14 protein-coding genes are annotated in these 19878 nt (G+C 63.7%); 6 read left to right on the top strand and 8 right to left on the bottom strand.

What is annotated here, in order from left to right:
• Positions 1-168: 168 nt before the first annotated feature.
• The 3 genes from rpoB (at position 169) to AC1TQG_RS03800 (ending at position 8554) form a co-directional block, all read left to right on the top strand.
• Positions 169-3657 (top strand): DNA-directed RNA polymerase subunit beta, encoded by a 3489-nt coding sequence (gene rpoB / locus AC1TQG_RS03810; RefSeq protein WP_482135606.1) that lies wholly within the window; start codon positions 169-171, stop codon positions 3655-3657.
• A 40-nt stretch (positions 3658-3697) separates the two neighbouring features.
• Positions 3698-7654: a DNA-directed RNA polymerase subunit beta' gene (locus tag AC1TQG_RS03805; protein WP_482135605.1), complete on the top strand. Its 3957-nt coding sequence runs from the start codon at positions 3698-3700 to the stop codon at positions 7652-7654.
• 129 nt (positions 7655-7783) lie between these two features.
• Positions 7784-8554: a hypothetical protein gene (locus tag AC1TQG_RS03800; RefSeq protein WP_482135604.1), complete on the top strand. Its 771-nt coding sequence runs from the start codon at positions 7784-7786 to the stop codon at positions 8552-8554.
• On the opposite strand, the gene AC1TQG_RS03795 is transcribed toward AC1TQG_RS03800, so the two are convergent.
• The gene (locus AC1TQG_RS03795; RefSeq protein ID WP_482135603.1) at positions 8549-8923 is read right to left on the bottom strand and encodes a VOC family protein; all 375 of its coding nucleotides are present in this window, start codon (positions 8921-8923) and stop codon (positions 8549-8551) included. The two genes, AC1TQG_RS03800 and AC1TQG_RS03795, sit on opposite strands and share 6 nt — an antisense overlap.
• A 114-nt stretch (positions 8924-9037) precedes the next feature.
• Between AC1TQG_RS03795 and AC1TQG_RS03790 the strand changes: the two genes are divergently transcribed.
• The 3 genes from AC1TQG_RS03790 to AC1TQG_RS03780 all read left to right on the top strand — a co-directional run bounded on the left by AC1TQG_RS03790 (position 9038) and on the right by AC1TQG_RS03780 (position 12508).
• On the top strand, positions 9038-10192 hold the full coding sequence (locus tag AC1TQG_RS03790; RefSeq protein ID WP_482135602.1) for an NAD(P)/FAD-dependent oxidoreductase: 1155 nt from the start codon (positions 9038-9040) through the stop codon (positions 10190-10192).
• A 107-nt stretch (positions 10193-10299) separates the two neighbouring features.
• On the top strand, positions 10300-12069 hold the full coding sequence (locus tag AC1TQG_RS03785) for an N-acyl-D-amino-acid deacylase family protein (RefSeq protein WP_482135601.1): 1770 nt from the start codon (positions 10300-10302) through the stop codon (positions 12067-12069).
• On the top strand, positions 12059-12508 hold the full coding sequence (locus AC1TQG_RS03780; protein ID WP_482135600.1) for a nuclear transport factor 2 family protein: 450 nt from the start codon (positions 12059-12061) through the stop codon (positions 12506-12508). The genes AC1TQG_RS03785 and AC1TQG_RS03780 overlap by 11 nt, the downstream gene beginning before the upstream one ends.
• A 13-nt stretch (positions 12509-12521) precedes the next feature.
• On the opposite strand, the gene AC1TQG_RS03775 is transcribed toward AC1TQG_RS03780, so the two are convergent.
• From AC1TQG_RS03775 to AC1TQG_RS03745, 7 genes are all read right to left on the bottom strand, one after another.
• Positions 12522-13319, bottom strand: a complete 798-nt coding sequence (locus AC1TQG_RS03775) for an SDR family NAD(P)-dependent oxidoreductase (protein ID WP_482135599.1) — start codon at positions 13317-13319, stop codon at positions 12522-12524.
• On the bottom strand, positions 13273-14640 hold the full coding sequence (locus AC1TQG_RS03770; protein WP_482135598.1) for an MFS transporter: 1368 nt from the start codon (positions 14638-14640) through the stop codon (positions 13273-13275). Before AC1TQG_RS03770 ends, AC1TQG_RS03775 begins: the two co-directional genes overlap by 47 nt.
• Entirely contained in the window at positions 14637-15977 is a 1341-nt protein-coding gene (locus tag AC1TQG_RS03765) for an LLM class flavin-dependent oxidoreductase (RefSeq protein ID WP_482135597.1), read from the bottom strand. Before AC1TQG_RS03765 ends, AC1TQG_RS03770 begins: the two co-directional genes overlap by 4 nt.
• A gap of 28 nt (positions 15978-16005) precedes the next feature.
• The gene (locus tag AC1TQG_RS03760) at positions 16006-16881 is read right to left on the bottom strand and encodes an ABC transporter permease (protein ID WP_482135596.1); all 876 of its coding nucleotides are present in this window, start codon (positions 16879-16881) and stop codon (positions 16006-16008) included.
• Positions 16874-17713, bottom strand: coding sequence for an ABC transporter ATP-binding protein (locus tag AC1TQG_RS03755; protein WP_482135595.1), 840 nt, complete (start codon positions 17711-17713; stop codon positions 16874-16876). The genes AC1TQG_RS03760 and AC1TQG_RS03755 overlap by 8 nt, the downstream gene beginning before the upstream one ends.
• Entirely contained in the window at positions 17710-18783 is a 1074-nt protein-coding gene (locus AC1TQG_RS03750) for an ABC transporter substrate-binding protein (RefSeq protein WP_482135594.1), read from the bottom strand. The genes AC1TQG_RS03755 and AC1TQG_RS03750 overlap by 4 nt, the downstream gene beginning before the upstream one ends.
• Positions 18784-18929: 146 nt before the next feature.
• The gene (locus AC1TQG_RS03745) at positions 18930-19688 is read right to left on the bottom strand and encodes an IclR family transcriptional regulator (RefSeq protein ID WP_482135593.1); all 759 of its coding nucleotides are present in this window, start codon (positions 19686-19688) and stop codon (positions 18930-18932) included.
• Positions 19689-19878: the final 190 nt, after the last annotated feature.

Below are 19878 nucleotides of genomic sequence, written 5' to 3'. Positions count from 1 at the left end.
ATTTTCTGGTACAGTTGGACGTTGCGCTGGCTGCGTCCTGTCCACCTCACGATTTCACCTTCCAACCACAGAGCTTGTGGTGTTCCAGGTGATCGCCGTTGACCAGGTTGTACAGCAGCGAAACACCACTAGGGCACTAACGAGTTATTCGTGTTGGAAGGACATATCTTGGCAGTCACCCGCCAGTCCACCTCAACCATTCCAGGTGCGCCTCGGCGCGCCTCTTTCGCAAAGATCAGCGAGCCACTGGAAGTACCCGGACTGCTTGATGTGCAGCTCGAGTCCTTTGAGTGGCTCGTCGGTTCCGCGGAATGGCGTGAGCGCGCTGCATCTCGCGGCGATGGAAACCCTACCGGCGGCCTGGAGGACATCCTCGCCGAACTGTCCCCGATCGAGGACTTCTCCGGTTCCATGTCGCTGTCTTTCTCCGACCCGCGGTTCGATGAGGTCAAGGCCTCTGTCGCGGAGTGCAAAGACAAAGACATGACCTACGCGGCTCCGCTGTTCGTCACCGCCGAGTTCATCAACAACAACACCGGCGAAATCAAGTCCCAGACCGTGTTCATGGGCGATTTCCCGATCATGACCGACAAGGGCAGCTTCATCATCAACGGCACCGAGCGTGTCGTCGTGAGCCAGCTGGTCCGTAGCCCCGGTGTCTACTTCGATGCGAACATCGACAAGGCCACCGAGAAGACCCTGCACAGCGTCAAGGTCATCCCGGGTCGTGGCGCCTGGCTCGAGTTCGACATCGACAAGCGCGACACCGTCGGCGTTCGTATCGACCGCAAGCGCCGCCAGTCGGTCACCGTGCTGCTCAAGGCGCTCGGTTGGACCAAGGAGCAGATCGAGGAGCGCTTCGGCTTCTCCGAGATCATGATGTCGACGCTGGAGAAGGACAACACCGCCGGCACCGATGAGGCCCTGCTCGAGGTCTACCGCAAGCTGCGTCCGGGCGAGCCCCCGACCAAGGAGTCGGCGCAGACCCTGCTGGAGAACCTGTTCTTCAAGGAGAAGCGTTACGACCTGGCCAAGGTCGGCCGTTACAAGGTCAACAAGAAGCTCGGTCTGGTCGAGAACCCGATGGCCGGCGCTCCGGTGCTGACCGAAGAAGACATCGTCGCCACCGTCGAGTACCTGGTGCGTCTGCACGAGGCCGACCCCAACGTCACCAGCACCATGACCGTGCCCGGTGGCGTCGAGGTTCCGGTCGAGGTCGACGACATCGACCACTTCGGCAACCGTCGCCTGCGTACCGTCGGCGAGCTCATCCAGAACCAGATCCGCGTGGGCCTGTCCCGCATGGAGCGTGTCGTTCGCGAGCGTATGACGACCCAGGACGTCGAGGCCATCACGCCGCAGACCCTGATCAACATCCGTCCCGTGGTCGCCGCGATCAAGGAGTTCTTCGGAACCTCGCAGCTGTCGCAGTTCATGGACCAGAACAACCCGCTGTCGGGTCTGACCCACAAGCGCCGCCTGTCGGCGCTGGGCCCCGGTGGTCTGTCCCGTGAGCGTGCCGGCCTCGAAGTCCGTGACGTCCACCCGTCGCACTACGGCCGTATGTGCCCGATCGAGACCCCGGAAGGCCCGAACATCGGCCTGATCGGTTCGCTGTCGGTGTACGCACGGGTCAATCCGTTCGGCTTCATCGAGACCCCGTACCGCAAGGTCACCGAGGGTGTCGTCACCGATGAGATCCAGTACATGACCGCCGATGAAGAAGATCGCTTCCTCATCGGTCAGGCCAACACCAATTTCGATGCCAGCGGTGTCATCACGGATGAGCGCGTGCTCGTCCGTAAGAAGGGCGCCGAGGTCGAGTTCGTGACGTCGAGCCAGGTCGAGTACCTCGACGTCAGCCCGCGTCAGATGGTGTCCGTGGCCACGGCCATGATCCCGTTCCTCGAGCACGACGATGCCAACCGTGCACTGATGGGTGCCAACATGCAGCGTCAGGCGGTGCCGCTGGTTCGCAGCGAGTCGCCGTTGGTCGGTACCGGCATGGAGCTCCGTGCTGCTGTCGACGCCGGTGACGTGATCCTGACGCCGAAGAACGGTGTGGTCGAAGAGGTTTCCGCCGACTACATCACCGTGATGGCAGACGACGGCACTCGCGACACCTTCCAGATGCGCAAGTTCGCACGCTCGAACCAGGGCACTTGTGCCAACCAGCGTCCGATCGTGGACGAGGGTCAGCGGGTCGAGGTCGGACAGGTTCTCGCCGACGGTCCTTGCACCGAGAACGGTGAGATGGCCCTCGGAAAGAACCTCCTCGTGGCGATCATGCCGTGGGAAGGTCACAACTACGAGGACGCGATCATCCTGAGCCAGCGTCTCGTCGAAGAGGACGTGCTCACCTCGATTCACATCGAAGAGCACGAAATCGACGCGCGCGACACCAAGCTCGGTGCCGAGGAGATCACCCGGGACATCCCGAACGTCTCCGATGAGGTGCTCGCCGATCTCGACGAGCGCGGCATCATCCGCATCGGTGCCGAGGTCCGCGACGGCGACATCCTGGTCGGAAAGGTCACGCCGAAGGGCGAGACCGAGCTGACCCCGGAAGAGCGTCTGCTGCGTGCCATCTTCGGTGAGAAGGCTCGCGAAGTTCGCGACACCTCGCTCAAGGTTCCTCACGGTGAGACCGGCAAGGTCATCGGCATCCGCGTCTTCTCGCGTGATGACGACGACGATCTGCCTCCCGGTGTCAACGAGCTGGTCCGGGTGTACGTGGCCCAGAAGCGCAAGATCCAGGACGGCGACAAGCTCGCCGGCCGCCACGGCAACAAGGGCGTCATCGGCAAGATCCTGCCCGCCGAGGACATGCCCTTCCTGCCTGACGGCACCCCGGTCGACATCATCCTGAACACCCACGGTGTTCCGCGTCGTATGAACATCGGTCAGATCTTGGAGACCCACCTCGGGTGGATCGCCAAGACCGGCTGGAATATCAACGTCGCAGAGGGTGTGCCGGAGTGGGCGTCGCGTCTGCCCGAGGACATGCTCTCGGTGGAGCCGGGAACCAACACCGCCACCCCGGTGTTCGACGGCGCTCGCGAAGAGGAACTGACGGGCCTGCTGGCCTCGACGCTTCCGAACCGCGACGGCGAGGTGATGGTCAACGCTGACGGCAAGGCCACACTGTTCGACGGTCGTAGTGGCGAGCCGTTCCCGTACCCGGTCTCGGTCGGTTACATGTACATCATCAAGCTGCATCACTTGGTCGACGACAAGATCCACGCTCGTTCGACCGGGCCGTACTCGATGATCACCCAGCAGCCACTCGGTGGTAAAGCGCAGTTCGGTGGTCAGCGTTTCGGTGAGATGGAGTGCTGGGCCATGCAGGCCTACGGTGCGGCGTACACGCTGCAGGAGCTTCTGACCATCAAGTCGGACGACGTTGTCGGCCGCGTGAAGGTCTACGAGGCAATCGTCAAGGGCGAGAACATCCCGGAACCGGGTATCCCCGAGTCGTTCAAGGTGCTGCTGAAGGAACTTCAGTCGCTGTGCCTGAACGTCGAGGTACTCAGCTCCGACGGTGCCGCCATCGAGATGCGTGACGGCGACGACGAGGACTTGGAGCGGGCTGCGGCCAACCTGGGTATCAACCTCTCGCGTAACGAAGCCGCCACCGTCGATGACCTGGCCAACTGATCACCCAGCTTTTTCTGTCTGAGCTACTGAAAGGTAAATAGTGCTCGACGTCAACTTTTTCGATGAACTGAAGATTGGCCTGGCCACCGCCGACGACATCCACAACTGGTCGTTCGGTGAGGTGAAGAAGCCGGAGACGATCAACTACCGCACGCTCAAGCCCGAGAAGGATGGCTTGTTCTGCGAGAAGATCTTCGGTCCCACCCGGGACTGGGAGTGCTACTGCGGCAAGTACAAGCGTGTCCGCTTCAAGGGCATCATCTGTGAGCGTTGCGGCGTCGAGGTCACTCGCGCCAAGGTGCGTCGTGAGCGGATGGGTCATATCGAGCTGGCCGCACCGGTCACCCACATCTGGTACTTCAAGGGTGTGCCGAGCCGGTTGGGTTACCTGCTCGACCTGGCGCCGAAGGATCTCGAGAAGATCATCTACTTCGCCGCCTATGTGATCACCGCTGTGGACGACGAACTGCGCCACAACGAGAAGTCCACGCTCGAGGCCGAGATGGAGGTCGAGAAGAAGGGTGTCGCAGACACTCGGGATTCCGACCTCGAAGAGCGCGCCAAGAAGCTCGAAGAGGACCTGGCAGAGCTGGAGCGCGAAGGCGCCAAGGCCGATGCCCGCCGCAAGGTGAAGGATGCCGGCGAGCGCGAGATGCGCCGTATCCGTGACACCGCGCAGCGCGCCCTCGACGATCTCGACGAGATCTGGGACAAGTTCGTCAAACTTGCTCCCAAGCAGATGATCATCGACGAGAAGCTGTACCGCGAGATCCAGGACCGCTACGGCGAGTACTTCACCGGAGCCATGGGTGCCGAGGCCATCAAGCGTCTGCTCGAGGACTTCGACATCGCCGCCGAGGTCGAGATCCTGCGCGACACGATCCGCAACGGCAAGGGGCAGAAGAAGCTCCGCGCACTGAAGCGGCTCAAGGTCGTGGCAGCGTTCCACCGGTCGGGCAACTCGCCGCTGGGTATGGTTCTCGACGCCGTGCCGGTGATCCCGCCGGAGCTGCGTCCGATGGTCCAGCTCGATGGTGGCCGCTTCGCGACCTCCGACCTGAACGACCTGTACCGCCGCGTGATCAACCGCAACAACCGCCTCAAGCGACTGATCGATCTCGGTGCTCCCGAGATCATCGTCAACAATGAGAAGCGGATGCTGCAGGAGTCCGTCGACGCACTGTTCGACAACGGTCGTCGTGGCCGTCCGGTCACCGGACCGGGTAACCGCCCGCTGAAGTCGTTGAGCGATCTGCTCAAGGGCAAGCAGGGTCGTTTCCGTCAGAACCTGCTCGGCAAGCGCGTCGACTACTCGGGCCGTTCGGTCATCGTCGTCGGCCCGCAGCTCAAGCTGCATCAGTGTGGTCTGCCCAAGCTGATGGCACTCGAGCTGTTCAAGCCGTTCGTGATGAAGCGTCTCGTCGACCTGAACCAGGCGCAGAACATCAAGTCCGCCAAGCGGATGGTCGAGCGTCAGCGCCCGGCCGTGTGGGACGTCCTCGAAGAGGTCATCGCCGAGCACCCGGTTCTGCTGAACCGTGCGCCGACCCTGCACCGTCTGGGCATCCAGGCATTCGAGCCCCAGCTGGTCGAGGGCAAGGCCATCCAGCTGCACCCGCTCGTGTGTGAGGCCTTCAACGCCGACTTCGACGGGGACCAGATGGCAGTCCACCTGCCGCTGTCCGCCGAGGCGCAGGCCGAGGCCCGCATCCTGATGCTGTCGTCGAACAACATCCTGTCGCCTGCGTCGGGCCGTCCGTTGGCCATGCCGCGTCTTGACATGGTGACCGGTCTGTTCCACCTGACCACGCTCAAGGATCAGGCGGTCGGCGCGTACACCGCATCGACCGGCGACGATGTCGAGCGCGGGGTCTACTCGACCCCGTCCGAGGCTCAGATGGCTGTCGACCGTGGCGTGCTCAGCGTGCAGGCGCCGATCAAGGTCCGGCTGACGCACCAGCGTCCGACCCGGGCGATCGAGCGGGAGCAGTTCCCGGAGGGCTGGAAGTTCGGCACCCCGTGGATCATCGAGACCACTTTGGGTCGCGTGCTGTTCAACGAATTGCTGCCGAACGATTACCCGTTCGTCAACGAGCAGATGCCGAAGAAGCGTCAGGCCACGATCATCAACGACATGGCCGAGCGCTACCCGATGATCGTTGTCGCGCAGACCGTCGACAAGCTCAAGGACGCCGGCTTCCACTGGGCCACCCGTTCGGGTGTCACCATCGCGATGTCCGACGTGCTCGTGTCGCCGAACAAGGGCGAGATCCTCGAAAGGTACGAGGACCGGGCCGATGGTCTGGAGCGCAAGTTCCAGCGTGGTGCCCTGACCGGTGCCGAGCGTCGTGACGCTCTGGTGGAGATCTGGAAGCAGGCAACCGAAGAGGTTGGCGCCGATATGGAGCGTCACTACCCCGACGACAACCCGATCCCGATGATCGTGCAGTCCGGTGCCGCGGGCAACATGACCCAGATTCGCTCGCTTGCGGGCATGAAGGGTCTGGTGACGAACCCGAAGGGTGAGTTCATCCCGCGTCCGATCAAGTCCTCGTTCCGTGAGGGTCTGACCGTCGCCGAGTACTTCATCAACACGCACGGTGCCCGTAAGGGCCTGGCCGACACCGCGCTTCGTACCGCCGACTCGGGTTACCTAACCCGTCGTCTGGTGGACGTTTCGCAGGACGTCATCGTGCGTGAGACCGACTGTGGCACCGAGCGTGGCATCAACACGATCATCGCGGAGAAGCAGGCCGATGGCACGCTGATCCGCGACGCCCACGTCGAGACGTCAACGTTCGCAAGGACTTTGGCCACCGACGCGATCGACGCCAACGGCAAGCTCATCATCAACCGTGGATTTGATCTCGGTGATCCCGCGATCGAGGCTCTGCTCGAGGCCGGCATCTCGCAGGTGAAGGTCCGTTCGGTCCTGACCTGTGGCACCGGCACCGGTGTCTGCGCCACGTGTTACGGACGGTCGATGGCCACCGGCAAGCTCGTCGACATCGGTGAGGCCGTCGGTATCGTCGCGGCCCAGTCGATCGGTGAGCCCGGTACCCAGCTGACCATGCGTACGTTCCACCAGGGTGGTGTCGGCGACGACATCACCGGTGGTCTGCCGCGTGTTCAGGAGCTGTTCGAGGCCCGTGTCCCCAAGGGCAAGGCCCCGATCGCCGAGGTTTCCGGACGCATTCGCCTGGAAGACGATGATCGCTTCTACAAGATGACGATCATCCCGGACGACGGCTCGGAAGAGGTCATCTACGACAAGATCTCGAAGCGTCAGCGTCTGCGCGTGTTCAAGCATGAGGACGGCAGTGAGCGTCTGCTCGCTGACGGCGATCATGTCGAGGTCGGCCAGCAGCTCATGGAAGGTGCTGCCGATCCGCACGAGGTGCTGCGTGTCATGGGTCCCCGTCAGGTGCAGGTTCACCTGGTCAACGAGGTCCAGGAGGTCTACCGGAGCCAGGGTGTGTCGATCCACGACAAGCACATCGAGACGATTGTTCGTCAGATGCTGCGTCGCGTGACGATCATCGATTCCGGTGCCACCGAGTTCCTGCCCGGTTCGCTCACCGAGCGCGCCGAGTTCGAGGCGGCCAACCGTCGCGTCGTGGCCGAAGGTGGCGAGCCCGCTGCCGGACGTCCGGTGCTCATGGGTATCACCAAGGCATCGCTCGCAACCGAGTCCTGGTTGTCGGCGGCGTCGTTCCAGGAGACCACTCGCGTGCTCACCGATGCGGCCATCAACAGCCGTAGCGACAAGCTCGTCGGCCTCAAGGAGAACGTGATCATCGGTAAGCTCATCCCGGCCGGAACCGGTATCAACCGGTACCGGAACATCCAGGTGCAGCCGACCGAAGAAGCACGTGCAGCTGCGTACGCGGTGCCGTCTTACGACGACACCTACTACAGCCCGGACGGCACCTTCGGTGCCCCGTCGGGTGCGGCTGTCCCGCTGGACGATTACGGCTTCAGCAGCGACTACCGCTAGGTAAACGCAACAAAAAGCGGGCGCTCCCTTTCGAGGGGGCGCCCGCTTTTTTTGTGTTGAGCCCCCACCCGCAAATTCGCGCCACTTACCTGCGTTCGCACCGGTTGCAACAGGCGCGAACGCAAGCAGGTGGCGCGAATTTGCGGCTTCTGCACCTTCACCTCAGATCTGGCTGCGCTCGATCGGTTTGCCCGCGAAAGGGAGATCTATCGGCGGCAGGTGCTTGCCGCTGCCGACAACGGCGAGCCGGGCAAGGCGATCAGTCACTGGTCTGCCGCAGTCCTGCATGGACTGCCGGCGCTCGATGGTGACCGAACCCGGGTCCACTTCACGGCAAACCGAATCGGAGGTGGACACCGGAAGGGTCGGGCATGTGTCGTGCACGGGGCGAAATGGGAGCCCGACGAGGTGATCACGGTTGGTGAGTTCCTGGTGACCTCGCCGGCGAGGACGGCAATCGATGTCGCACGTTCCGGGACGTTCTTTCAGGCGGTGTGTGTGCTCGATGGCGCGATGTACGCGGGGGTGTCGCGATCCGAGCTCGAGACCGTTTTACGACGCAGCGCAGGGAGGACCGGCGTCTCGATTGCTCGCGCCGCACTCGCGGTGGCCGACGGGAAGTCCGAAAGCATTGGTGAATCCCTCTCTCGCGCATTGATGTTGAGCTTCGGCGACATACCGGTTCCGCGTCTGCAGCACAGATTCCTGACCCCAGATGGAACCTTCGTGGCCCGCACCGATTTCGACTGGGGTGGTCTGGTGGCGGGCGAGTTCGACGGCTACGCAAAGTACATCCGCTACCTCCGTCCCGGTGAAACGACTGAACAGGCGTACGAGCGGGAGAAGTGGCGTGAGCAGAGGCCGCGAATTTGGAGGTGGGGGTGGGGGACGGAGTCATGAGTTGTCGCGGTAGGGCAGGTATTGGACATTCCAGGCGTTGCCGTCGGGGTCGGTGAAGTAGACGAAGTGACCCCAGGCCTGGATGTCGACTTCGCCGGGGTCGACGCCGACGGACAACAGTTGGTCCCGAGCTTTGTTGATGTCGGAGACACAGACCTGCAGGCCTCGCACCGAGCCGGGCTCGGCGTCGGTGACCCCCTTGCCGAAGGCGATGGAGCAGGCCGAGCCGGGTGGGGTCATCTGCACGAAACGGATGTCGTCGGACACGGTCTGGTCGTGGTCGACGTTGAAGCCGATCTTCTTGTAGAAGTCCCTGGCGCGATCGACGTCGGTGACCGGCAGGATGACGAGTTCGAGTGTCCAGTTCATGACGGTTCCTCCTGGTTGCGGGCTATCTGTGGGCTGAAATCAGCTTCCCAGCTATTGCGGACAGGTCGGGTCCTTTATGGTTCGCAGATCTCGAATCCGGGTACGCGACCACATATGGACAGCAAGGACGTACTGATCATCGGTAGCGGCCCGGGAGCGGTGGCCGCGGCGGATTCCTACCGGGACAACGGTGGCAGCGCGCATGTTCTGATGGTCACGACCGACGCCGACGCCCCCTACTTTCGTCCGCCCCTGAGCAAGGAATTCCTGCAGGGGAAGAGCGAGTTCGATGACATCACCCAGCATCCGCAATCGTGGTACGCCGACCGGGACATCGAAATCCGCACTGCCACATCGGTTGTCGGCCTGGACATCGACGCCCGGACCGCGAAACTCTCGACCAGCGAAACCGTCGGCTTCGGCACCGTGATTGTGGCAACGGGTGCCAGGCCGGCGACGATACCGGTGCCCGGCGCCGGGAATGCGCTGATACTGCGGTCCTTCGCCGAGGCCAAGGCCCTGCGCACCACTGCGCAGCAGGCCGGTTCGGCGGTGGTCATCGGCGCCGGTTTCATCGGATGTGAGGCGGCTGCATCGTTGTCGGCACGGGGGATCACGACCACCCTCGTCGCGCCGTTACAGGTGCCCCAAGCACGTCGGCTCGGTCCCGAAGCCGGGAGAAAGATACTCGGGATGCTCGAAGATTCCGGTGTTCGATACGTCGGTGGGGCGACGGTCACCCGACTCGATGACGGGGTTGTGGCCCTGGATGATGGCGTACGGATCGACACCGACCTGATTCTCGCGGCCACCGGCATCACGCCCTGCGCCGACATCGCGCAGGACGCGGGGCTGACCACCGAACAGAACCGGATCGTCGTCGATGAACACATGCGCACCAGTGCAGACGGCGTCCTTGCGGTCGGTGATGTGGCGTTCGCCCACAACCCGACTGCGGGCCGCCGGATCGCGACCGAGCACTGGCAGGACGCCGCCGATCAAGGCGAAGTCGCCGGTGCCACGGTCGCCGGGGTCGAACGATCGTGGAGCGCGGTGCCGGGCTTCTGGACGACCATCGGCGATCACACTCTCAAGTACGCCGCCTGGGGCGACGGCTTCGACACCGCGCATCTGATCGAAGCAGACCAGGGTTTCACCGTCTGGTACCAGAGCGCCGGAGTGACCGTCGGAGGTCTGACCTACAACAGCGACGACGATTACGAGTTGGCCGAAAGGCTCGTCGCCGACCACAAACCGGCACCGGCCTGACGGTCCCCATCGAGGACTATTTGCACTATGCGAACGAGATTCGGCAACTTGTCACCAGGTTGGTGATTCGGCTGACGTGACTCCCCGGCCTGGGTTGTAATCCGTCCATGACCTACGACACCGTGATCCGTCGCGGCCGGTGGTTCGACGGCACCGGCACCGCGTCAGAGATCCGCGACATCGGGATCCGCGATGGCCGCATCGTCGCGATCTCCGCTGAACCTCTCGACGCGGACGGTTGCTCCGACGTCATCGACGCAACTGGTTTGTGGGTCCTGCCCGGGATGGTCGACATCCACACGCACTACGACGTCGAGGTGCTCGGGGGTCCGGCGCTGAGCGAGTCGCTTCGCCACGGCGTCACCACGGTGCTGCTGGGTTCCTGCTCGCTGTCGACGATCCACGTGGACGCCGACGTCGCCGGTGACCTGTTCGGGCGGGTCGAGGCGATCCCGCGGCAACATGTCATCTCGAACATCGAACAACACAGAACATGGCGGACCGCGGCCGAGTACGTCGAGGCGCTCGAGTCCCTCGCCCTTGGCCCCAATGTCGCGGCCTTCATCGGGCACTCCGACATCCGCGCCGCGACGATGGGCCTCGACCGCGCCACCCGAGGCGACGTCAGGCCCACGCCTGCGGAGCAGCTCCGAATGGAACGCATGCTCACCGAGGCGCTGGATGCGGGCTTCCTGGGGTTGTCCTCGCAGCAGCTCCTCTTCGACAAACTCGACGGCGATGTTTGCCGGTCCCGGACGCTCCCGTCCACGTATGCGAAGCGGCGCGAGTTACGGAAGCTCAACGCGATACTGCGGACACGGGCGCGGGTGTTGCAGTCCGGGCCGGACATCTCACGTCCACTCAACGTGCTGTCGCAGGTGCTCACATCACTGGGATGGGGCCGGCCACAACTGAAGACGAGCCTCCTGTCCGCGGCGGACATCAAGGCTCGCCCGGAGGTGATCCACGCAATGGGTCCCATCGCGAGGGGAGTCAATCGGCTCGGCGCTGACTTCCGGTGGCAGCACCTGCCCGTTCCGTTCGAGGTGTACGCCGACGGCATGGAACTCGCCGTGTTCGAGGAGTTCGGATCCGGCGCCGCAGCGCTGCACTTGCAGACCGAGATCGACCGCAACGAACTCATGCGCGACGAGAACTACCGCCGCGCTTTCCGTAAGGACTACGACAAAAAGTACGGGCCACGGGTCTGGCACCGGGACTTCTTCGACGCCGAGATCGTCGAGTGTCCGGATCAGACCGTGGTCGGCAAGACATTCGGGCAGGTGGGTATCGACCGCGGTGGGGTTCACCCGGTCGATGCATACCTCGACCTCCTTCTCGAGCACGGGACGAAAGTGCGTTGGCGCACAACCATTTCCAATCACCGTCCCGAGCTCCTCAAGAAGCTGGCGAAGGAGCCGGGGATCCAGATCGGATTCTCCGACGCGGGCGCACACCTGCGGAGTATGGCGTTCTACAACTTCGGACTGCGGCTACTCCGGCACGTGCACTCGGCCGCCGAAGCCGGTGAGCCGTTCATGACCGTCGAGCACGCGGTGCATCGCCTGACCGGCGAGCTTGCCGACTGGTACGGCATCGACGCCGGGCACCTGCGCGTCGGTGACCGGGCCGACCTGTCCCTTCTCGACCCCGAGCATCTGGACGCATCGCTCGAGGACTACCGGGAGGCCGAGGTCGAGCAGTTCGGCGGGCTGTCGCGGATGGTCAACCGCAACGACAGCACCGTCCGCACCGTCATGGTCAATGGCGAGACGGTGTTCACCGGTGGCCGTCCGGCAGAGGTGCTCGGACACAAGAGGTTTGGCCGTTTCCTACCCGCGCGAACAACTGAAAAGAGGTACGAGCGTGTCAGATGACAACAAGTCCGCAGTCCTGGGTCTCTGGGCAGCGTTGAGCAAGCGGGACTGGGAGGGGGTCAAGGGATGTGTGTCCGACGACTGCATCTACGTCGACATGCCGCTCGGGCCCGCCGCCGCGGCGTGTGGGCCCGACGACATCGTCAAGCGGCTCAAGGTGGGCCTGGAACCACTGTCCGACTACATCAACCACGACGGTCTCCTGATCTCCAGCGGCCCCGACGTGATGTACGAGCACAGCGAGACCTGGTCCTGGCCCTCCGGCGAGACCGCGACACTGGCTTTCGTGACCGTTCACAAGGTGTCGGGCGGCAAGATCACCCTGTGGAAGGACTACTGGGACTTCGGCGGGTTGGCCTCCACGGCTCCGCCGGACTGGATGGAAAAGCTGGCCGCCTCCGACATGTCCTGGATGTACGACGCCACCGGACAGATCTGACGGCTAGCGGGCCTCAGTAGTACACCGGCCCCGGCACACCACCCCCGACCGCGATCGCGTCCCCGGTGATCCCGATGCTGCGTGGCGACGCCAGGAAGGCCACCACGTCGGCGACCTCGCTCGCATCGACGATTCGCCGGATGGAGTTGGTGGCCAACGCTTCTTCCAGTTCTGCGACGGGGGTGCCGGTATCCGCGGACTGGGCGGCCAGTTGCTCATCGAGCCGGGCGGTTCGGGTGCGACCGGGATGGACAACGGTGACGTTGATGCCGTGCGGCCCCAGCTCGTCGGCGAGATTCTTGGTCAGCGCCGACACAATCACGTTGCGAATGGTCTGGGCAATCGAATTCGCCTGCCGCGCACCGAGACCGCTGATGTTGATGATGCGGCCCCAGCCCTGGTCGATGAGATGCGGCGCCACGGCACGCGCGGTGCGCAGGTAGCCGAGGACCTTGATCTCGACCTCGCGACGCACGATGTCGTCGGTGGTCGCGGCGAAGTCGGTCGGCTTGCCCGCACTCCACGGGGTCGCCGCCGAGTTCACCAGGATGTCGACGCCACACAACTCCGCAACCGTGCGAGCCACCAGGTTTTGGACCGAGGCGTCGTCGCCGGTGTCGACAGGGATGGCCAGGATCCGCCGACCGGAACGTTCGGCGATGTCGCCGGCGGACTTCTCGAGCGCCTCGGCACCGCGGGCGGCGATCACCACGTCGGCGCCTTCGGCGGCCAGCGCGTAGGCGATCGCCAATCCGATGCCCTTACTACCGCCGGTGACTATCGCTCGTCTTCCGATCAATCCGAGGTCCATCGCTTCGCTCCTTGTGTCTGTTGATACGGGTGTATTCCGGAACATACTTGCCCAGGAGTCCGGCGCCCGCCGCGGAAAGTCCCGCTGCCGCAAATGCTGCAGCCGACAGTGGGAAGATCGCTGCCGACACCGCGACCGACAGTGGGCCGGTCAGAAATCCCGCATCGTGGGTCAAGCGCCATGCGGCAAGGAACTCGGCCCGTCCCGACTCCGGTGCGACGTCGGCACCGATGGTCATGATCACCCCGTTCCCGAACCCGTTCCCGATGCCCATCACGACGGCAACGGCGGCGAAACCGGCCGCGGTCGAGGTGAGCGGAAGCATCAGATACGCCATCGCGAGCACCACGATCGAAGGGATGGCCACAAACGTGCGCCCGAAGCGGTCCATCAGATGACCGGCGGGGTAGGCGCACAGTACGTCCGCGGCCGCGCCGACACCGAACAACAGGCTGGCCACGGCGGGGGACAATCCGATGTGGTTGGCCCACAACGGCAGTATCGCGTCTCGCGAGCTGCGGGCCACCCCGAGCAGTAGCGATCCGGCACCGAGGGTGGCCAGCAGGCGGCCATGTTCGGAGAACACCCCTCGCAGGCTCTGCGGTGAAGCCACGGCACCGGCCTCCGGCGGATCCGGCAGGCGCGCCATCATCAGTCCGGCGACGACGATCGCCGCCAGTTGGACAACGAATCCGCCCCTCGACCCCATCAGCACGATCGCGCCTGCCCCCACCAACGGCCCGACGAAGAATCCGAACCGCATGGCTCCGCCGAACAACGACATCGCTCTCGCGCGCCAGGCGAACGGTACGGCCAGCGACAAGTAGTTCTGTCGCGCCAAACCCCAGACCGCGTTGGCCAGGCCCACGAGGAGGATTCCAAAAGCCAACAGCCACACGGTGTTCGCCAACAGGCAGGTGAGTGCACCCGTTGCCGCAACCGAACTGGCGGCGATGATCGAGCGGCGTTCACCGATCCTCGCCACGATCTGTCCCGAACAGGTATCGCCGATGACCTGACCGAGCCCGACGATGGCCACCGTCAACCCGGCGACCGCAGCCGAGGCGCCGAGCTCGAGGGCGGACAACACCATGACCGGTGCCGCCGCCCCCTGCCCGATCCCGTAGGCGGCCGCAGGCAGATAGACGGTGCCGGCCAGTGACCGCAGTGGGCGCTCGACGGAACGCTGTCCAATCGGGTCGAGCTCCGCAGGCTTCGTCTCCCGCTTCCTCGGGTCGAGCTCCGCAGGCTTCGTCTCCCGCTTCCTCGGGTCGAGCTCCGCAGGCTTCGTCTCCCGCGCGGGCTCGCCGAGTGACGTCATGCCGACGTGGACGCAGTCTCCCGAATCCGGTTGGTGGTCGACGGCAGCTCGATGCCGTAGTGCCCACGCAATGTCGATGCGGTGTAGTCCTCGCGGAATCGGCCGCGCGCCTGCAGGATCGGCACCACGTGGTCGACGAAGTCCTCGAGTCCGCCGGGTAGGTAGGGTGGCATCACGTTGAAGCCGTCGGCTGCCCCGGCGTCAACCCAGTCGATCAGGTTGTCGGCGATCTGTTCGGGTGTACCGGCGATGCTGCGATGACCGCGACCTCCACCGAGGCGCCCGATGAGTTCGCGAATCGTCAGATTGCCGTTGGCGGCGAGCTGGCGCACCAGCGTCGACCTGCTCTTGTGGCCCTCGATCTCGGACTCCGGTGGCAGGTCGGGGAGCTGGGCGTCGAGTGAGAGCCCGGTGAGGTCGACGTTGAAGAAGTTCGAGAGCTGGCCGAGCGCATAGTCCGGGGAGATCAGGTCGGTGAACTCCCGCTCGAGGTCAAGGGCCTCTTTCTCGGTGCTCCCGATGAACGGCACGATGCCGGGGAGGATCTGTAGATCATCGAGGCTTCTGCCGTAGCGAGCCAATCGGCCCTTCAGGTCGCGGTAGAAGTCCTGGCCTTCGGTGATGGTGCGCTGCGCGGTGAACACCACCTCGGCGTACCGCGCGGCGAGTTCTTTGCCGTCCTCCGACGATCCGGCCTGGACCAGCACCGGCCTTCCCTGCGGAGATCGCGGTGAGTTCAGCGGACCGCGTACCGAAAAGTGCTCGCCCACATGGTGGATCGGACTGACCAGATCTGGATTCGCGAACTCGGCACGCTCGACGTCGAGCACCACGGCATCGTCGTCCCAGCTGTCCCACAACCGATTGACGACGTCGACGAACTCTTGGGCCCGCCGGTATCGGCCGGCGTGATCCGGGATCGAGTCGTAGCCGTAGTTCAGTGCTTCCAGTTCCTGCCCCGACGTCACGATGTTCCAGCCTGCCCGCCCACCGCTGATGTGTTCGAGCGAGGCAAACGCCCTGGCCAACGTGTACGGATGGCTGTAACCCGTTGAGGCAGTGGCGATCAGGCCGACCTTGCTGGTGCCGCCTGCGATGGCGGACAGCAACGTGATCGGCTCGAAAATCGCCTGAGTGTTCCGGCGGATGTTGGGTCCCACAGCCAGGCCGTCCGCGAAGAACACGGAGTCGAGGCGGCCGCGTTCGGCGATCTGACCGAGCCTGACGAAATGGCCGACGTCGAGAATGTCCTGTTCGTTCGTCCTCGGATGGCGCCAGGCGGCCTCGTGGTGTCCGACTCCCATCAGGAAGGCGTTCAGATGTAGTTGACGAGACATGATGATTTCCTTTGTTGGTGAGAGTGATTCAGACGTTGGCGGGTGTGCGCCAACGTGAGAACCGACGTTCGAACAGAACCAGGACGAAGTTGAAGGCCAACCCGACCAGTGCAATGGTGAGGATGCCCGCGTACATCTGCGGGATCTGGAAGTTCAACTGGCTGGCCATGATCAGGTAGCCGAGCCCGGACCGCGCCCCGACCATCTCGGCGGCGATCAGCACCAGGATCGACGCGGCCGCCGACAACCGGATGCCGGTGAAGATGGTGGGTAGCGCAGCAGGCAGGATCACCTTCTGGAACAGTCGATAGGACGGAAGTCCCAGGGAACGAGCAGATTTGATCAGCAACGGGTCGACGGTCCGGACCCCGGAGATCGTGTTGAGCAGGATCGGGAAGACGCAGGCGTAGATCACCAGCGCCACCTTCGAGGTCTCGCCGATGCCCAGGATCAGGACAAAGACCGGCAGCAGGGCGAGGGCTGCGGTGTTGCGGAACAACTCGAGCACCGGATTGAGGTACTGGGCCACCGGCCGGTACCAGCCGATCACGATGCCGAGCGGCACCGCGACGATCACCGCGATCACGAAACCTTTGAGGGCTCGGCTCAGGCTGGCGGAGATGTGCTCCCATAACTGGCCGCTCTCGGCAAGATCCACCAGTGCTTTCACCACCACCGAGAACTCCGGCAGGAACGTCCGGTCGACGAGTCCGGCGCGTGGTGCTATCTCCCAGAAGGCGATCAGCAACGCCAGCGCGATCGTCGAACGAAAGATCAACTTGCCTGATTTGGTTGCGCCACTGAATATTCGGCGGCCTGGCGATTGGGTCGATGCCGGCGCCGAGTCGGATGGTGCCTCGACCGGTGCTGCGGTTACTGCCTTCTCCAACGTGACACTAGACATGGGTTCCTACTCCGATCAGTGGAATGGTCGAGCTCCGCTGCGCTTCGTCTCCGTGGAGACTGTTCTGGACTTCCGGCCGCAACGACAACCAGATGCGGTGCCGGTAGTCGCGGAATTGTTCTGATGACCGGATGTCGTCTGTGGAGTCCCGGTCGATGCTGATCGAGAGGACTTCCTTGATCCGGCCCGGACGTTCGGTGAGGACGGCGACGCGTTGGCCGAGGTAGATGGCTTCGTCGATGCCGTGTGTGATGAACAGGATCGTTTTGCCGGTTGCCCGCCAGATGCGAAGAAGCTCGTCCTGCAACGATTCTCGGGTCTGCGCATCGAGTGCGGCAAACGGTTCGTCCATCAGTAATACCTCGGGGTCGTATGCTAGGCTCCTGGCGATCGCGACCCGCTGTTTCATGCCGCCGGAGAGTTCATGTGGATAGTGGTCGGCGAATCCGCCCAGACCGACCAACCCGAGGTACTCGTCGGCGATCGCGCGGCGCTGCCTGCGGGAGATCCCTTTGGCCTCCAGCCCGAATTCGATGTTGGCGCGGGCTGTGCGCCACGGCAGGAGAGCGTACTGCTGAAAGACCACGCCGCGGTCCAGGCCCGGACCCGTGATGGTTTTGCCGTCCAGCAGGATCTCGCCGGCGGTCGGCCTGGTGAGCCCGCCCACCAGGTCGAGTAGCGTGGATTTGCCACTGCCGCTTGGCCCGACGAGCACCAGGAACTCGCCTTCGGCGGATGCGATGCTGATGTCGTCGATGGCGACGAAGTCGGGTTTTCCGGGGGAGGAGAACGTCTTTCGTACGCCTCGCAGTTCCAGTTTCGGAGTTGTCATCGCGCTGCCACCACCGCTTCGCCGTCCGGGCCCGAGTCGGGCTGGTATGTGCCGTCGGAATAGGGGTTGTCGGCGTTGGTGTACAGATCATCCGGCGTCAGCCGACCTTCATCCAACTCGTTATTGCGCACGAGCCAATCGATCCAGAGCGCGAACTCTTCGGGCTTGATGACTCCGCCGGGGGTCGGGATGGACGAGCTCTGCCAGTAGTCGGCCAATGCCGGGTCTTCACCCTTTCCGCGTTTGGTGATGATGTCCTTGTACCGGGCGACGACCTCGTCGCGTGGTGTCACCTGCGTCCAGCGGATGGCACGGGCAGTGCCCTGGGTGAAGTCCTTGACGGCCTCCGGGTTCTTCTTGATGAAGTCGTCGCGCAGGACGAAGGTTCCGTAGCTGAAGTCGCCGAACACCGCATCGGTGAACAGTTCACGGAGGCCGCCTGTTTCGAGAGCCTTGTCACGGAAGATGTTGTTGAAGGCCCCGGCATCGATCTGGCCTTCGCGAAGTGCCGACTCGGTGTTGATCGGCGGTACGACCAGTAGCTGCACCGAGGCGATCTCGTCCTTCGAAAGTCCCTCTCGGGCAAGCCATTCACGGATGACGAACTCGGAGTGTGCACCCAATGTGTTGATACCGACCTTCTTGCCGATCAGGTCACGCGCACCGCGGATCGGAGATCCGTCGACCACATAGAATCCGTTGTACGTCTTGTCGTCGGCGCCGTAGGAGTCGACAACCGCGGTGATCGGCGATCCAGCCGATTTCAATTTGACGATGGCGCCGTTGAACGCCGAACCGAAGTCGGAGTCACCCGTGGCGGTGGCCTGAATCGACTGGGGGCCACTGGTTGTCTCACCGACCGACTTCAGCGATACCTTGGTGAAGTAGCCCAGATCGGCGGCCAGCTCCGGAAACTGCACGGTGGCAGGCGAACCGAGGTAGCGCAGTTCGGTCTTGCCGTCCGCGGTGACGGTTGCCTCGTCGGACGAACCGCAGGCAGCAGCGCTCACTCCGACGGTCAATGCAAGTGCGGCTGCGACGAGAACGCGCCACTTGTGAATGTGACTCACTGCTTTCCTTTCGATTTGTCCGATTTATTGATGCGCTCGAGAACAACGGCTGAATGCGGACACAGAATTGGTATGTGGACCGATTCTCACGCTCGGGCCCCCCTGGTCCCAACAACGTATTTCACATTGTGGAAGATTTGCCTCGATTAAATCGTGGCGCGTATAAGTTGATCGATATTGGTCCGTACCGGACCATCGGCAACCACACCGCGCAGCAACTCGGCGGTCTGCCGCATCGCGGGGTGGATCAGGTTGATCAGTTCGTGGTTGAGCCGAACACTTCGTGCTTGTACGCCGATGGATGCCCGGACCTGACCGTCCGCGTCGAACACCGGTACCGCGATCGCGGTGACGCCGTCCGCCGAGGACACCGAGTAGCCGCGCCGTCGCGATGCCTGGACGTCAGGAATGGCTGCGATACGCCGGTCCCGCCGTTGACCGAAGGCCACAATCGCCTGCCCCATCGCGCTGTCCTCGAGCTTGGACCGACGGCTGGGCAATTGATGACCACAGAACATCGACGGTGGCCGCGCTGAATAGACCGTGACGGCCTCGCTGTGCTCAACAACCCCGAGGCTGGCGGTGATCCGGATTCCTGACGACAATCCGTGCAGGTGAGGGGCCGCAGCTTCGACGTCGATCTGGCGGGCCGCTGTTTGTGCGAGGGCGGTGATCCCGTCGCCGATCCGGTACGAACTCGGCCCTTCCCGTGCCAGCAGCCGGCCACGGACAAGCGCCTGCGCGATGCGGTGCGTCGTACTCACCGGGAGCCCGACACGCCCCGCCAGTTCGCTGATCGTGAGTGAGTGTTCCGCACCTTCCATCGCGTACAGCACCGAGATCGCGCGCTCAACCGACTGCGATCCGGTTCGCCCTGATTGCTCCGTCCCGGTCAGTTCGGTCACCTGGTGGTCCTCCCCCTGGAGTGTGCGTGCAGTCCTTGGTTGACATGGTGGTGCCACCGCCGTCTGTCGCAAACATTTGTGCGCGCAGTGAACCTATCTAGCCCGGGATTTCACATTGTGGAAGGCGTCCTTGCCATCAACTGCACCCTCGATGATCAATTGAGTTCCATCACAGAAAGCGGATAGCCCG

This window comes from Williamsia sp. Y844, assembly GCF_056786475.1.
Note: the sequence above shows the minus strand (reverse complement) of the source record. Positions and strands in the feature narration are given on the sequence as shown.